The organism is Methanobrevibacter sp. DSM 116169 (genome assembly GCF_046197865.1).
In the GTDB taxonomy this organism is placed as follows: Archaea; Methanobacteriota; Methanobacteria; order Methanobacteriales; family Methanobacteriaceae; genus JAHKLT01.
This window is the reverse complement of record NZ_CP166990.1, coordinates 1,529,229-1,544,108: the sequence shown is the minus strand read 5'-3', so window position 1 is coordinate 1,544,108 and position 14,880 is coordinate 1,529,229. Positions and strand designations below refer to the sequence as shown.

Here is a 14,880-nt window from a genome sequence, read left to right as displayed (position 1 = left end):
ATCCTACTTAAAATTATTATTTTAAACTTTTTTTAACATAATAAGCTTCAGTCATTGTATCGTAGTAACCTATTATTCTATCTCCTTTTCTTATATAGAATTTCCCTTTTGAATGATCAAATTCTATTTTCCCTTCTCTTTCTTGTTTATTCATTTGTATTCCTTTTATTCTACCTTTTGGTCTTTCTTTTGGAAAAGGTGGAAGGTCTTTATTTTCATATTTATTTTCTAAATCGCATTCAACAAGAAGATCATAATCGAAATTACAATAAAAAAGACAATCTCTTTCATATAAGGCATCTGATAATTTTTTAAATTCTCCATAATCCTTATTTTTATATTTTATACGATAAACATCTCCTGATTGAACAATGTTTCTGTAAAAATATCTAATTTCTTCTTTATTGATAATAATCATCTCAATTAATTTTATAAAAAAGTTCTTAATATTAATTAAAATTATATAAAATGTCAGCTATATATTTTTGTAATGATTACAATAGCTAATGGAATTATTTTAAAAGATTCTACTTTAACTCCTTTAAAAGAAAATATCTTAATTGATGATGGAAAAATCATAGAAATTTCAAAAGATATTTTAGAAGGTGAAATAATTGATGCAAGTAATTCCATTGTTGCACCAACATTAATTAATTCTCATACTCATATTGGAGATTCAATTATTAAAGATGAAGGTTATGGTTTATCATTTGATGAGGTAGTTAAACCTCCTAATGGTATTAAACATTTAGCTTTAGAAAATGCAGAAGATATTGATATAATAAATGCTATGAAAGAATCATTAAATGAAATGGTTCAATCTGGAACAAGTCATTTTATAGATTATAGAGAAGGTGGGTTAAAGGGTGTTAAACTGCTTAAAGAAGCTTCAAAGGATATTCCAATTAAACCTATCATTTTAGCTAGGGATAATTTATTTCATGAAAATGATCCAGACCTAAAAAAAGTTAAAATAGCTATCCGAAAACTTTTAAAAGTAGCTGATGGAATTGCACCTAGTGGTTTTGGAGAAATATCACAAGAGGTAGCTAATTTAATTACAGAGGAATGCTTTAAAAATAATAAAATTTCATCAATTCATGTAGCTGAAACTGTCAAAGCACAAAATAATTCAATTAGTAAACATCAACATTCTGAGGTTGAATTAGCAATTAAAAATAATTTTAATCAATTAGTTCACTTTACCAATCCAATTAATAATGATTTAAACTTAATCAATAAAAATACTAACATTACAATTTGTCCAAGAGCTAATTCTGCTTTAAGTTGTGGGATTCCACCTTTAGAAAAACTACTAAATAAAAATTTGTCACTTAGTATAGGAACTGATAATGTAATGGTTAATTCACCTAATATGTTTAGAGAATTAGAATTTACTTTTAAAACTATGTTAAATTCTTCAAATAATTATATTAACTCTAAAAACATTTTAAAATTAGCTATGAATAATTCTTTAATTAAAAATAAATCATTTATTAAAGAAGGTAATTTTTGTGAAATTTTTATATCAACTAGATTATCTAAAAATCCATATTTAAGTATAATTAATAGGTGTGAAACGAAACATATAATAAATATTATAAATAAAGATACAATTATTAATAAATAATGTCAGTAATTTTTAATTTATGGGAGGAATATTATGTATAAAAAAATACTTTTACCAACTGATGGTTCTGAATACGCAGAAAAGGCTGAAAAACATGCATTATTTTTAGCTGAAGCTTCTGGAGCAGAGATTTTAGCTTTAAGTGTAGTTGAAAATTCTTATTTCGTGGGTCTTCCTTCTGATGATACTATTTACCATGTTAATGAAATGTTAAAAAAGGAAACCGAAAAAAATCTTGAAAAAGTAGAACAAATGAAAGAAGAAGTTCAGAGTGATGTTAAAATTACTTTAAAAGTAGAAGAAGGTTCTCCTGCAGATGTAATATTGGATACTATTGATAGAGAGGATATTGATCTTGTCGTCATTGGTAGTTCTGGTAAAAGCGGATTTGATAGGCTTATAATGGGTAGTGTTGCTGATAAAGTTGTTAAAGCAGCTAAATGTTCTGTTTTAGTTATTCATTAACTTCACTATTTTTTTTTAAACTATATTTTTTATATAAATATTTATTAAAATAAGAGATTTTACTATTAGTCGTGATAATATGTTAGTAAAAAAAGCAATGTCGAAAAAAGTTGTTAGTGTATCTGTTCCTGGAAACAGAGAAAAAGCGCTTGAAATAATAAGAAAGAAAAATATTTCAGCAATTCCAGTTGTAAAAGGTGACTCAACTAAATTAGTTGGATTAATTACTCGTTCAGATTTAATTACAAATCCTGATGAAGAACAAATTGCTATGTTAATGTCAAGAGATTTAATCACTGTTAAGCCTGATGATGATTTAAAAGTTGCAGCTGAAAGAATGGTTGATAATGATATTAGAAGAATTCCTGTTGTTAATGATGATTTTGAATTAGTTGGAATTATAACTTCCTTTGATATAGTATCTATTGCATTAACTAAATTAGATATTGAAGATTCTATTGGAATGTATATGCAAAAAGCTGTTCCTACAACATGGGATGAAACTCCATTAAATGTGGCTTTTGAAATAATGAAGCAATTTGGTTTAAAAACTATTATTGGTTTAAATAGCTCTGGAAAATTATCAAGTATTTTAACTGAAACTGATTTTATTGAAGAAAGTGAAATCATTTCTGAGAAGACTGAACACAGCTCTACTGTAGGTACTGAAGGAGATAAATGGTCTTGGGATAGTACTTCTGTTTTATATATTGAGAAAAACCATCTTAAATTTACAGATAAAGTTGTAAAAGATGTTTCTCCTGAAAAGGTTGATACTGCAAATACAAAAACCAAAGTTTCTGAATGTGCTAAAAAGATGAAAGCTGGAAACTTCGAACAAATTCCTGTTCTTGATGTCGAAGGAGAATTAGTAGGTATTGTTAGAGCTAGTGATCTCGTAAAAGCATTATTATAATTTTTGGAAGATATGATGGATAGTAAACCTATTTTAGTCATTAAAACAGTAGATGGAAACAATATTGGTGTTAGAGCTAGAATTGATGAGGATTTCATTGAACATGAAATTGTTTTAAATTCTGTTCTAGCATACTACTGGAGAAATGACCTTCCTGCAGTTTCTAAATTCATTGAACTATTTGAATCAGTTATTAAAAGAACAATTAATGAATTAATGCCTCATAAAAACTTATTTTTAAAATACCAAATAAAAGCTAATGATGAGCTTGATAAAGCATCTGAAATTAAAATTAAAATTATGGATGTTAATGCTGATGGTATAGATTTTAGACTTGATGGTAAAGAAATCGTTTTAAAAGGGATTGATGGTAAACAGTTTAATGAAGAGGATGAAGAGGAAGCTATCTATGAAGAAATATTTGAAAAAAATATAGAAACTCCTGACATTGTTTTAAATAAATACAAAGAACGAAATTAAATTTTCCGCCGTAATAATGGTAAAACACTTAAAAACACTTCTTTTGCTTCTTTTTTACTTTTAAATTTTCGACCTGTAATTTCACCATTTTCTGAAATTACTATTTTATTATTTTTTAAAATCTTTAAAGTTTCATTAAGATTTATTTCATATGGAAGATGATATGTGAAACTATAATAATTTCCATCTTCAAAACAATCGATGAAAATCTTTTCATTATCTTGAATTTCTCTTAAATTTAAATATACTTTTTGAAATCCTAATGAATTTAAATAATCAATAATCTTATTTCTGACGTTTTTATCTAAAAAATAAGTAAAGTTATCTACTTCACATATAGCTAGTTTATTTTTTAAGCGAACTTTAACTATTTCACAATCAGTATTATTTTTAATAAAATCTTCAGCTAATTGAACTTTAGATATTTCTTCTTTAGTTAAATTTCCACTAATACGTGTAGCTAAACATGTAGATGCTTTTAAATAATCAATATTAAGTTCATCTAAACACTTATGGATTTCATAACTTTCTAAACAGCCATAAACAAAAGGGCTTAAAATATTATTTTTATAATTTATTAAAATTCCAGGCCTATTATCTACTAAATCACTAATATTTGTTCCATCAGCTACAATATCAAAACCATTGGATTTTGCAACATGGATAATATGTTTATACATTTTTTCTCTACAAATGTAACAACGATTATCTTTATTTTCTAAAAATTCATCAAAACTATAAAAATCATCTTTAACAATGACTTGTTTTAAGTTTAAATTATTAGCTATCTTTTTAGAATCATTTAAAAAATTAGTTGGCATTAAATTATTATCAATTGTAATAAGTAAAACATCTTTAGAAACTTTACTAGCAATATATGCAAGTAATGTACTATCTGCTCCACCAGAAAATGCAATAGCTATTTTTTTACCTTCAAGTAAACTTTTAACTTTTTCTATTTTATGATCTTTCATTTAACCAGCTTTTAATATAATTTAAAAGTTCTTTTGCATCTAAGTTTTTAATATCTGGGGAAATTTTAAAGAAATCTAATAGTTTTTCTTTTTTATTACTATCTAAATCAGTTTTTTTAATAATCTCATCTATTTTACGTTCTGGATAATAAGTAGATTTAGCTATTTTTAAAATATCTGCTTTTTCAGAATCTATAATAATCTCATTTTTAACTGCATCTTTTAAAGTATAATCAATTGATACTAAAGGAGTAGATAATTGTTCTAATGTTTCACCATCTAAAATTACAGCAACATCATCATCAGATGTAATCTCACCTGTAGCATATTGCTTATAAACATAACCTATGCCAATCATACCTAATGAATCCAGTTCTGATGCTCTTAAAGCACCCATACTACTTGATCCAGCAACTGTAACTCCAGCATTTATTACTTCTAAGATTTCTTTATGAGCTACTGCAGGATAGCTATGGAAAATTCCATCTATAATTCCAATAATATCAGGTTTTTCTTTTAAATCTTTTAAAATATCTCCTCTTTTTATTGGTGTTTTATAAATAATTTCATTTTCATTATCTGAATCTAAAATAGATTTAGCATCTTCAAATGATATGGATAAACCTGTATAAATAATTGCTTTCATATCAAATCAAATTTTTAAAAATCTTTTTCCCAAACGACTACTATCTATTGAATAAAGTTCTAATTCTGGAATAACTACTCGAACAACAGGAACATCTACTTCCTTGCGTGTTAAATCAACATATAAAACATTTTTAATATTTGCTTTTTGAAGCTCACTAATAGATGTATCTATATCTTCTTTTATTGATTGTTTACTTTTATTTTTTAAATCATTAAAATTAATTTTATTTTCATTTTCCTGGAAATAATGTTTGTTTATTTTTTTCATACGTTCATAACCAGCTTTTCTCATAAAATCAGCACGAACAGTATCTTCACGAGCACCATGAATTTGAGTTGCTCTACTTTGAGCTACTTCTGTCAAAGCTCTTAAAATAGCTATTTCAGGATTTAAATGAGTTCCAACACCAATAGTAAGTAGTGCAGGGTCTTTAAGTAATGTATCATCTGAAATTGCAACAATTGTAGTAATTTCAATATCTACAGTAATATCTAATAACTTTATATCAATAGATTCATTTTTAAACTTCTCTAAAACATCATTAATTAATTCACTATCAATTGTATCTAATTTTACTTCTTTTTTATTTTTTTTAGTAAGCTCAAAAATACTCCAAGCATCTCTTTCAACTACTTCAAATATTCCATGTAAAATAGCTTCTTCTAAATTATTTCCAGATGCGAGACCATTAGTATTTGATTTAAATAAAGATATAGTATTATTTTCAGAATTATATGGATGATAAATTGCATTTGTTGGAATTAAAAAATCCTTATCTGAAATTATATCTTTAGATAAAGTCCATTCTAAAGAAGTATCTTCATTAAATTTTAAATCTTTAGCTAAATTTAAATGTTCAGGTTCAATAATTTCGTGTTTTTCTTTTGCCTCACTAATAGTCCCATAAAATACATCATCAATATTTTGTCTTTCTGCAGAATACCTTTCAAAACCTTCCATAATAGCTGAAGCTTTTGCATGGGATTTATTAATTCCTTTACCTGCATAAACACTTACACTACCTTCTTCAGAAGTTGGTCTAATAGCTGAGAAGACTGGAATTTTAATACGATCTAAATCGGTAATTTCAGTAACTCTAGTAATTCCTGCAGCTTTAAGTTTACTTTCAAACTTATTTATTGTCTCATCAGGTGAAATAATTCTATGAGTTCCTTTAAAATATTTTATAGGGCTATCTTGAAACATAATCTAAAATCCTAAAATAAATGGAATCAATTGATTTGTCCATCCTAAATAAGTCATAGCTCCTGAGATGATTACAACAACTATCCAAATAAGAGGATTCCATCTAATAACTTTTGAACCATCTAAACCTGCAAAAGGAATCATATTAAATAATGCTAAATAGCTATTAATAGTAAATCCTATAATAAATGTCTGGAATATTATCATTATTATACCATCTGCTGGATTTAAAAATGGCCTCATCAATATAGCTAAAAATAAAAATACTAAAGCTATTAAAATATTTGTTACTGGTCCTGCAAGAGAAACAATTCCATTTTCCTTTTTTGTTACATGATTTCCATAAAAGTAAACAGCACCTGGAGCAGCAAATAAAAAACCCATAAAAGCAGTAACAAGAGCAATTAATAATCCTGTAGGCCATAGTTTATATTCTGCCCAATAACCATAATGCATAGATGTAATTTTATGTGCTATCTCATGTAATATGAATCCTGAACCCACTCCTATCATAGCTATTGGTAATAAATACCAAACAGTTGAAAAGTTTCGTCCTGAGAAAATAAAGGCGAAACCGAATGAAATAACTAAAAAAGAAATGAAAAGGTCTCTTAATTCATTACTTGTAAATTTAAACATATTATAAATAATGGATATTATAATATAAATATCTTTTATTTTTAGGATTTGTGAATTGATTTTAAAATAGATTTTGTAGTAGCTATTTTTATTTTATTTCATTTAAAAAAATTGGAGGAAAATCTATCAAAAATTTTATATATTTTTAGATATATTATTAAAACTGGCATTAATAATAAGGGGAAACCCCTTATTATTTTATCAACTCTTTTACTATCTCAATAGCTAACTTTAAGATAGTTAAGAGTTGAACCAATTTTCTTTTAATATATTTTCACCCCCTGTAGAATCGATTTGATTCTATGTAGTAAGTTATTATAGTTATTATATAAATCTTTTCAGTTGTTTTTAAGCTTAATTTTCTTTTTTGAGATTAAAATCATGGTTATATCTATTTTTATTATATTTAATCAATTTTTAGCTATTAATGGAATATTTTTTTAAATAAGGATTGTTTTAATGCTGTAAAATTTATTTATTTTTAAAAAATTGGAGGAAAATCTATCAAAAATTTTATATATTTTTAGATATATAATTAAGTTTGAAATTATTAGTAAGGGATTATCCCTCACTATTTTATAAGCTCTTTTACTATCTCAATGCCTAACTTTAAGATAGTTAAGAGCTTTTTCAAACTTTGTTCTGATATATTTTCACCTCCTGTAGAATCGATTTGATTCTACGTAGTAAGTTATTATGGTTCTTATATAAATCTTTTCAGTTGTTTTTAAGCTTATTTTTCTTTTTAAACAATAATTATATTGTTGTATATATTTTTATTATATTTAATCAATTTTTAGTCATTAATATAATATTTTTTAAAGATTATTATTGTTTTAATGCTGTAAAATTTATTTGTTTTTAAAAAATTGGAGGAAAATCTATCAAAAAACTTATATATTTAAAAATATATAATTAACTTTAGAAAATTGTAATTAGGGGTCACCCCCTAACTACTTTATAAGTTCTTTGATTATCTCGATGGTCAATTTTAAGATAATCAAGAACTTTTCTAAAGTTTCTTTTGACATTTTACCTCCTGTGAAATCATAAGCGATTCCACGTAATAAGTTATTATAATTCTTATATAAATCTTTTCAGTTGTTTTTTAGTTTTATTTTCTTATTCAACTTCAAAATTTTCTTTATATTAATTTTTACTATATTAAATCAATTATTATTTTTAATAAAAATTTATTTATCATTATCAATAAAATAATAATCAAGATTAATTTTTTTAAAAGGAGGAAAATATATGAATAATCAACATATTAAAAACATTTTAAAGAAAATGGATGAAAAAGATTATGATGGATATTTATTAGGCCAATTCACAAATATAGCTTATATATCTAATTATTTTCCAACTAGTTTTGCGTTTTGTATTATAAAAGAAGATCCTATAATTTTCACATCAAAAATGGATATGGAAAATGCTAAAAATTCTTCTTCAATTGATATTGTTGAATTTGAGTCTTTTTCTAAAATGAATGAACTTTTAAAAAGTGAAAATATATCTAAAATAGCCATTGAACCAAGTCTAGATATAGCTACTTATAAAAAACTTCAAAATGATTTTAATTTAGATATTGAAACATTTGTAAATAATGAAAGAATGATTAAATCAAAAGAAGAAATTTTAAAAATTACTAAAGCTGCAGAAATTGCTCAAAAATCTTTTAAACAATTAGATATTTTAAATAATAAAAATAAAACTGAAGCAGAACTTTCTTATGAACTTGGTAAACTTATGAGATTTCATGGCGCTCAAAAAGAATCTTTTGATACAATTTTTGCAACAGGTAAAAAATCTTCTCTTCCACATTCTATTCCTCAAAACATTCCATTAGAAGATTTAACTTTAGTTGATTGGGGTGCAAAGTTTGAAGGGTATTGTTCTGATAATTCGAGAACTATCATCTCATCAGAAAAAGAAAATGAAATTTTTGAAATTGTCCTAGAAGCACATAATAAAGCTATTAAAGCTATTAAACCAGGACTCAAATGTTCAGATATTGATAAGGTTGCAAGAGATATAATATCAGATTATGGATATAAAGATAATTTTATACATTCTACAGGCCATAGCTTAGGTTTAGATATTCATGAAAGTCCTAACTTTTCAACTAAAGATGATACTATAATTGAAAAAGATATGGTTATAACAGTTGAACCTGGAATTTATCTAGAAGATGAATTTGGTATTAGAATTGAAGATACAATTCATATTCAAAATAAAGGTAAAATTATTGGAAATTTAGAACATATTATTGATTAAAAATAGCTAAATTGTATTCATTTATAAGTAATACTTTATATGTAATTAAGTATTACTAATCTTATGAATCAATTTTATATTCTATCTGATTATTTTGAAAATAAAATTTCAGAAAAACACTTAAATAAACTCCAAGACTTTTTATTATCTGGTGGAATCTCAATAAGTTCTACAAATATATTAAGTCTTCTAATAATAGCTATTTTTACTTTAGAGATATTATTATTAATTTTAATTTCAATATTTAATTTAAATTATTTTTTATTAATTTCTCCATTTTTAATTTTACCAAGCTTAATATCTTATATTTTAATTAAAAAAGAACAAAGAATAAATGAAATAGAACAATCAAGTCCAGATTTTCTAAGGCAACTTTCAGCTATTTTAAGAGTTGGATTAAGTTTTGAAAATGCAATGGAAAGTATTTCAACTTATGGTCAAGGCCCATTATATGATGAGATTAAAAGAACCATTTTAGAAATTAAAATGGGTAAAAATTTTGATGATGCATGGTATGATTTTGTTAAAAGATTAGATTCAAAAGAGCTTAAAAGAGTTTTTATAATAATTTTAGAAGGTAGGAAAATAGGAACAAGTTTATCTAGTGTTATCGAAGATGTATCAAATGACTTGAGAGATATGTTAGCTTTAAAACGAGATAGAAAATCTTCTGTAATGATGCCTGTAATGTTTTTAATAATTTCAGCTATTATTGCAACTCCATTTTCTTTAGGAATGGTTAGTATTTATTCAAATTTTATTGTATCTCTTGGTAAATCAAGTGAATTAATAAAAACTGCTGTAATTGCTGCTGAAAGCTATGTAATAATTCATTCTATTTTAGTTGGATTTATTATAGGTTTGATATTATATGGGGATTTTAAAAAAGGATTAAAGTTTTCTATTCCATTAACAATTGTAGCATATTCAATTTTTTATATAATTTCAAACTTTGCAGGTAGTTTACTTATATTTTAGTGGTTTAAATGATTAAAAAATTTTTAAATGATAAAAACGGTCAAGGTGCAGCAGAAATGATTTTATTATTTGGTGGAATTATTTTAATAGTTATAATAGCTATTTTTATATATAGAAACTATTTAAATGAGTTTACAAATGAAATCAATTCAACTGAAGTCAATAATTTTAACAATAAAGTTGAAGATATAATTAAATACTTAAATTATTAGGGATTGTTAAAAATGGATATGTTAATAAATGGTGAAAAAGTATCTAAAAATGAGAAAATTCAGGTAATAAATCCATATAATAATGAAATAGTTGATGAAGTATCAATAGCTAATAAAAATGATATAAATAATGCAATTGAATCTGCAAATCGAGCTAAAAAATCACTTGATGAGATGTCAGCTTTAAAAGTATCAAATAAATTATATGATGCTTATGAATCACTTAGGAAAAATAAAAAAGAATTAGCTAAATTAATTACATTAGAAGTTGGAAAACCAATTAAAGAATCATTAGGAGAAATGGATAGATCTGTTGAAACATTAAAACTAGCTGCAGAAGAGGCAAAAAGAATTTATGGTGAAAGTATACCACTAGATGCAGGAATTAATGGTAAAGGATTTTTTGCATTTACTAAGAAAATGCCTTTAGGTGTTGTTGCAGCTATAACTCCATTTAATTATCCTGTTAATTTAGCTATTCATAAAATTGCTCCAGCTATTGCAAGTAAAAACACAACAATTTTAAAACCAGCTAGTCAAGCACCACTTGCAGCTTTGAAAATGGCAGAAATAATAGCTAATGAATTTCCAAATGGTGTTATAAATTCCCTAACTGGTTCTGGATCAGAAGTAGGAAATGTTCTTGTTGATTCATCTAAAGTAGATAAAATTTCATTTACTGGAAGTGTAGCTATAGGTCATTTAATCTCTGCAAGAGCAAAAATGAAAAAAATCACATTAGAACTTGGTGGAAATGACCCATTAATAGTTTTAGATGGTGCTAATATTGAAGAAGCTGTAAAAGGTGCTGTTACTGGATCTTTTCTTAATGCAGGTCAAGTATGTATGGGAGTTAAAAGAATCATTGTTCATGAAAATGTTCAAGATGAATTTACTAATTTATTTATTGAAAAATCAGAAAAATTAAAATTAGGAAATCCTTTAGATAAATCAACAGATATAGGACCTTTAATAGATGAAAATGCAGCTATATGTGTTGAAGAATCACTTAATAATGCAATAAATGATGGAGCAGAACTATTATCTGGTGGTAAAAGAAAAGATACATTTTTTGAGCCAACAATAATTGGAAATATTAATGAAAACATGGATCTAATTATAAATGAAACATTTGGACCTGTAGCTCCAATAATCACAGTTAGATCTACTGATGAGGCTATAAAAATAGCTAATAATACAAATTATGCATTACAAGCTGGAGTTTATACAGAAAATTATAGAGATGCTTTAAAATGTGCAAATGAAATTGAAGCTGGATCAGTATTTATTAATAAACAGTCAACATTTAGAACAGACAATATGCCTTTTGGTGGTTTTAAAGATAGTGGTGTTGGAAAAGAAGGAATAAAATATGCAGTTGAAGATATGTGTAGGACTAAATTAATAGGCCTAAATCTTCGCTAATCTTTTAAGAAGTTTTCTATTAAATTTCTTGTTTCATTTAAAGATTCCATAGGTATTCCTTTAGGCATTTGACCTAATTCAGCTTTAACATCTTTTAAAATTGAACCATTCATTCCTAAAAACATTCCTTCACTTGTAATATCCATAAAAGTTTGAGGAGGAAGCATAGAAACACCTACATCATTACCTTCTTTAACATTTAAATCATTAGTAACAACAGTAATAGCTTTTTTTCCAAGATTCACATTACAAATCATTAGACTGTCAGCTTTAGGATGTTTTGTAACACTCATTACTTCTCCTACTTTTATATCTATTCCGATAATTGGATCATTAATAGGACCTAATGCTAATCTTTGTTTAAGGCCAAATATAATATCTAAAAAGAACTTTACTTTAGCTATATTTTCAATTGTTTTTTCTCTATCTTCTTTAGGAGCAGAATCTAGGAATACTTTATTCCAACCTTCTCCACCTAAATATTCAACAATCTTTTCAGTCTTCTCAACTAATGATTCGACATCTTCTGAATTTACAAGAGCATCTCCTTCAAGATATGAATATAATAAAGATTGAAAATCACTATCCATAGTTTTACAAGTATCAATAGCCATTTTTTTATTCCAATGACCTCTAAAACTACCTACTTCAATTGTTCTTAAATATAATTCTTTAGCTTTTATAGCTATTAGTATTCTGTAATCTTTACTAGTATCCCACATTTTTTCCCTTCATTAATCTTATTAAATTAATATTTAAGTTCATATTAAATAAGTTTTTTTAATTAGAACTTTTCCAATTTAATAAAGTTGCAGAATATATAATAACAGCAACAGAACCAATATTATGAACTAATGCCCCAGTAATTGGATTTAAAATAGCTAAAATAGCTAATATAATTGCAATAAAATTCAATGCTAAAGATATGACTATATTAATATTAATAGTTTGTATTGTTTTCTTAGAGATTTTCAATAAATGATCTATTGATTTTATATCATCATTTATTAAAACAATATCAGCAACATTTATTGTAATATCATTGCCAATTCCTCCCATAGCTATTCCAACATCAGATTCTTTTAAAGATGCAGCATCATTAAGACCATCACCAATCATAGCTATTTTATTTCCTTTTTCATGGTTTTCATGAATAATATCTCTTTTTGTCTCAGGTAAACAATCATAATATAGTTTATCTACATTTAATTCATTTGCAATATATTTGGCAGATTTTTCACTATCTCCTGTTGCTAAAATAGTTTTTAATCCGAAATTTTTAATAGATTTAATTAAATTCACAGAATCTTCTCTTAAAACATCATTTAATATTATCAATCCTGTAAATTCATTATCAATTGATGTAAAAATCAATACAAATCCTTTATTAGATAGATTTTTAACATCTTTTAAGAATTTTTCATCAATTTCAATATTATTTTCTTTCAAAAAGTTTAAATTTCCAGCTAATACTTTTTTATTATTTATATTTCCTTTTACACCTTTACTTATTTCCATTTTAAAATCATCTATATTTAATAAATCATTTTTATAATTTGATTTAAAATATTTAACAATTGATTTTCCAAGAGGATGTTCTGATTTATTTTCTAAAGAAGAAATATATAAAATTAAATCTTCTTTATTATAGCTATTTGTAGCTATAATATCAATAAGTTCTGGTTTTCCATATGTTACTGTTCCTGTTTTATCAAACATAATATTATTTACATATGATAATCTCTCTAGTGCATCACCTTCTTTAACTAAAATTCCTTTTTTTGTTAAATTACCATTAGCTGCAACAATTGCTGTTGGTGTTGCTAAGACTAATGCACAAGGACAAAATACTACTAAAATTGTAACTGATCTTATAATTTCTCCTGTAAAAAAATATGTAATTATAGCTGCAGATAATGCTATTACAACAATCCATGTTGCCCATTTATCAGTTAATCGTACAATTTTATTTTTTTCAACATTTACAGATTCAATTAATTTAACCATTCTTTGAAATGAACTATTTTCTCCAGATTTTATGGCTTTAATTAAAATAGAACCAAATTGATTTATAGTTCCACTAAAAACTTCATCATTGGTTTTTTTATCTTGAGGAATAGATTCTCCAGTTATATTTGATTGATCAATTGAAGTTTCACCTTCAATTATCACACCATCAACAGGAACCTTCTCACCTGGTAATATTTTAATTATATCATTAATTTTAATGTCTTTTGCTAAAATTTTACTTTCTTTATTATTTTTTATGAGCCTTGCACTTTGTGGAGTTAAATCAATAAGTTTTTCAATTCCTGTTCTTGATTTTTCAACAGTATATTCTTCAAGCATAGCACCAATTGTCATAATTACAGCTATTTCACCAGCTGCAAATATTTCACCAATAATTATTGAAGCTATTAATGCCATTGATACTAAAAGATCTGCTTTTATATCATGTTCGTTGATTAAAGCTATTATTGCATCAATAATTATTGGCAATCCACATAAAATTATACTTATCCAAGCAAGGTCTATTAAAATTTTAATATTGAAAAAACTTAAAATTAAAGTTATAATAGAAATTATAACAAATATAAGTTCTCTTTTTTCATTTAGTAAGCCTAATCTATCAAAAATATTCATATTTTCAACTCTATATCTATGGGGGTATGGGTATATTAATTTTTTAAAAAAAATTATAATCTAGAGAAATATTCTATAGCTTTTGAAAAATCATTAATAGTTTTCTCAGTATCTCCAGATTCAATTCCTTCTTTAACGCAATGATTTAAATGTCCTTCTAAAATTATCTGACCAACTTTATGTAATGCAGATTTAGATGCATTAACTTGCATTAAAATTTCTTCACAAGGAATATCCTCATCAATCATACGATTAATTGCATTAATTTGTCCGTTAATTTTATTTAATCTTCTATGGAGATTTTCTGAATCCATACATTTTTTCATAAATATAACTCCTATACCTATAGGTGTATTGGTAAAATTATTATATAAGTTTTTTGATTT

General features: G+C 25.2%; 16 protein-coding genes. 8 read left to right on the top strand and 8 right to left on the bottom strand.

Annotated elements, in window-relative coordinates:
* Positions 1-16 precede the first annotated feature (16 nt).
* On the bottom strand, positions 17-418 hold the full coding sequence (locus tag ACA134_RS07465) for a hypothetical protein (RefSeq protein WP_409199795.1): 402 nt from the start codon (positions 416-418) through the stop codon (positions 17-19).
* A 72-nt stretch (positions 419-490) separates the two neighbouring features.
* Here ACA134_RS07465 and ACA134_RS07460 point away from each other — a divergent pair, with 72 nt between their 5' ends.
* The 4 genes from ACA134_RS07460 (at position 491) to ACA134_RS07445 (ending at position 3,491) form a co-directional block, all read left to right on the top strand.
* Complete coding sequence (locus ACA134_RS07460; RefSeq protein WP_409199794.1) at positions 491-1,630, top strand: amidohydrolase family protein; 1,140 nt, start codon at positions 491-493, stop codon at positions 1,628-1,630.
* Between the two features lie 33 nt (positions 1,631-1,663).
* Positions 1,664-2,095 carry a universal stress protein gene (locus tag ACA134_RS07455; protein ID WP_409199793.1) on the top strand — a complete coding sequence of 144 codons (432 nt, stop codon included), beginning with the start codon at positions 1,664-1,666 and terminating at the stop codon, positions 2,093-2,095.
* Positions 2,096-2,174: 79 nt separating this feature from the next.
* A complete protein-coding gene (locus tag ACA134_RS07450) occupies positions 2,175-3,011 on the top strand; it encodes a CBS domain-containing protein (protein WP_409199792.1) in 837 nt (278 codons plus the stop codon).
* A 15-nt stretch (positions 3,012-3,026) separates the two neighbouring features.
* Positions 3,027-3,491 carry a hypothetical protein gene (locus tag ACA134_RS07445; protein WP_409199791.1) on the top strand — a complete coding sequence of 155 codons (465 nt, stop codon included), beginning with the start codon at positions 3,027-3,029 and terminating at the stop codon, positions 3,489-3,491.
* On the opposite strand, the gene ACA134_RS07440 is transcribed toward ACA134_RS07445, so the two are convergent.
* The 4 genes from ACA134_RS07440 to ACA134_RS07425 are packed head-to-tail and all read right to left on the bottom strand — an operon-like array spanning position 3,488 to position 6,959.
* Entirely contained in the window at positions 3,488-4,465 is a 978-nt protein-coding gene (locus tag ACA134_RS07440; protein WP_409199790.1) for a TIGR00268 family protein, read from the bottom strand. The genes ACA134_RS07445 and ACA134_RS07440 overlap by 4 nt on opposite strands.
* Complete coding sequence (locus ACA134_RS07435; RefSeq protein WP_409199789.1) at positions 4,452-5,111, bottom strand: TfuA-related McrA-glycine thioamidation protein; 660 nt, start codon at positions 5,109-5,111, stop codon at positions 4,452-4,454. Before ACA134_RS07435 ends, ACA134_RS07440 begins: the two co-directional genes overlap by 14 nt.
* Positions 5,112-5,117: 6 nt before the next feature.
* On the bottom strand, positions 5,118-6,320 hold the full coding sequence (locus ACA134_RS07430; protein WP_409199788.1) for a YcaO-related McrA-glycine thioamidation protein: 1,203 nt from the start codon (positions 6,318-6,320) through the stop codon (positions 5,118-5,120).
* Between the two features lie 3 nt (positions 6,321-6,323).
* The gene (locus ACA134_RS07425) at positions 6,324-6,959 is read right to left on the bottom strand and encodes a site-2 protease family protein (protein ID WP_409199787.1); all 636 of its coding nucleotides are present in this window, start codon (positions 6,957-6,959) and stop codon (positions 6,324-6,326) included.
* A gap of 1,254 nt (positions 6,960-8,213) precedes the next feature.
* On the opposite strand from ACA134_RS07425, the gene ACA134_RS07420 reads away from it, so the two are divergent.
* The 4 genes from ACA134_RS07420 (at position 8,214) to ACA134_RS07405 (ending at position 11,851) form a co-directional block, all read left to right on the top strand.
* Positions 8,214-9,236 carry a M24 family metallopeptidase gene (locus tag ACA134_RS07420; RefSeq protein ID WP_409199786.1) on the top strand — a complete coding sequence of 341 codons (1,023 nt, stop codon included), beginning with the start codon at positions 8,214-8,216 and terminating at the stop codon, positions 9,234-9,236.
* 63 nt (positions 9,237-9,299) lie between these two features.
* Positions 9,300-10,214, top strand: a complete 915-nt coding sequence (locus ACA134_RS07415) for a type II secretion system F family protein (RefSeq protein ID WP_409199785.1) — start codon at positions 9,300-9,302, stop codon at positions 10,212-10,214.
* Between the two features lie 8 nt (positions 10,215-10,222).
* Positions 10,223-10,426 carry a class III signal peptide-containing protein gene (locus tag ACA134_RS07410; RefSeq protein WP_409199784.1) on the top strand — a complete coding sequence of 68 codons (204 nt, stop codon included), beginning with the start codon at positions 10,223-10,225 and terminating at the stop codon, positions 10,424-10,426.
* A gap of 12 nt (positions 10,427-10,438) precedes the next feature.
* The gene (locus ACA134_RS07405; RefSeq protein ID WP_409199783.1) at positions 10,439-11,851 is read left to right on the top strand and encodes a lactaldehyde dehydrogenase; all 1,413 of its coding nucleotides are present in this window, start codon (positions 10,439-10,441) and stop codon (positions 11,849-11,851) included.
* On the opposite strand, the gene ACA134_RS07400 is transcribed toward ACA134_RS07405, so the two are convergent.
* From ACA134_RS07400 to ACA134_RS07390, 3 genes are read right to left on the bottom strand one after another with little or no spacing between them, the layout of a single operon-like run.
* A complete protein-coding gene (locus ACA134_RS07400; RefSeq protein ID WP_409199782.1) occupies positions 11,848-12,573 on the bottom strand; it encodes a tRNA-binding protein in 726 nt (241 codons plus the stop codon). The two genes, ACA134_RS07405 and ACA134_RS07400, sit on opposite strands and share 4 nt — an antisense overlap.
* 58 nt (positions 12,574-12,631) lie before the next feature.
* Positions 12,632-14,494 carry a heavy metal translocating P-type ATPase gene (locus tag ACA134_RS07395; RefSeq protein ID WP_409199781.1) on the bottom strand — a complete coding sequence of 621 codons (1,863 nt, stop codon included), beginning with the start codon at positions 14,492-14,494 and terminating at the stop codon, positions 12,632-12,634.
* Positions 14,495-14,547: 53 nt separating this feature from the next.
* A complete protein-coding gene (locus ACA134_RS07390; protein WP_409199780.1) occupies positions 14,548-14,820 on the bottom strand; it encodes a metal-sensing transcriptional repressor in 273 nt (90 codons plus the stop codon).
* Positions 14,821-14,880 lie beyond the last annotated feature (60 nt).

Bases quoted from the DNA above. Each gene is read 5' to 3' on its own strand.
- ACA134_RS07465 (WP_409199795.1), bottom strand. From the start codon at position 418: ATGATTATTATCAATAAAGAAGAAATTAGATATTTTTACAGAAACATT.
- ACA134_RS07460 (WP_409199794.1), top strand. From the start codon at position 491: ATGATTACAATAGCTAATGGAATTATTTTAAAAGATTCTACTTTAACT.
- ACA134_RS07455 (WP_409199793.1), top strand. From the start codon at position 1,664: ATGTATAAAAAAATACTTTTACCAACTGATGGTTCTGAATACGCAGAA.
- ACA134_RS07450 (WP_409199792.1), top strand. From the start codon at position 2,175: ATGTTAGTAAAAAAAGCAATGTCGAAAAAAGTTGTTAGTGTATCTGTT.
- ACA134_RS07445 (WP_409199791.1), top strand. From the start codon at position 3,027: ATGGATAGTAAACCTATTTTAGTCATTAAAACAGTAGATGGAAACAAT.
- ACA134_RS07440 (WP_409199790.1), bottom strand. From the start codon at position 4,465: ATGAAAGATCATAAAATAGAAAAAGTTAAAAGTTTACTTGAAGGTAAA.
- ACA134_RS07435 (WP_409199789.1), bottom strand. From the start codon at position 5,111: ATGAAAGCAATTATTTATACAGGTTTATCCATATCATTTGAAGATGCT.
- ACA134_RS07430 (WP_409199788.1), bottom strand. From the start codon at position 6,320: ATGTTTCAAGATAGCCCTATAAAATATTTTAAAGGAACTCATAGAATT.
- ACA134_RS07425 (WP_409199787.1), bottom strand. From the start codon at position 6,959: ATGTTTAAATTTACAAGTAATGAATTAAGAGACCTTTTCATTTCTTTT.
- ACA134_RS07420 (WP_409199786.1), top strand. From the start codon at position 8,214: ATGAATAATCAACATATTAAAAACATTTTAAAGAAAATGGATGAAAAA.
- ACA134_RS07415 (WP_409199785.1), top strand. From the start codon at position 9,300: ATGAATCAATTTTATATTCTATCTGATTATTTTGAAAATAAAATTTCA.
- ACA134_RS07410 (WP_409199784.1), top strand. From the start codon at position 10,223: ATGATTAAAAAATTTTTAAATGATAAAAACGGTCAAGGTGCAGCAGAA.
- ACA134_RS07405 (WP_409199783.1), top strand. From the start codon at position 10,439: ATGGATATGTTAATAAATGGTGAAAAAGTATCTAAAAATGAGAAAATT.
- ACA134_RS07400 (WP_409199782.1), bottom strand. From the start codon at position 12,573: ATGTGGGATACTAGTAAAGATTACAGAATACTAATAGCTATAAAAGCT.
- ACA134_RS07395 (WP_409199781.1), bottom strand. From the start codon at position 14,494: ATGAATATTTTTGATAGATTAGGCTTACTAAATGAAAAAAGAGAACTT.
- ACA134_RS07390 (WP_409199780.1), bottom strand. From the start codon at position 14,820: ATGAAAAAATGTATGGATTCAGAAAATCTCCATAGAAGATTAAATAAA.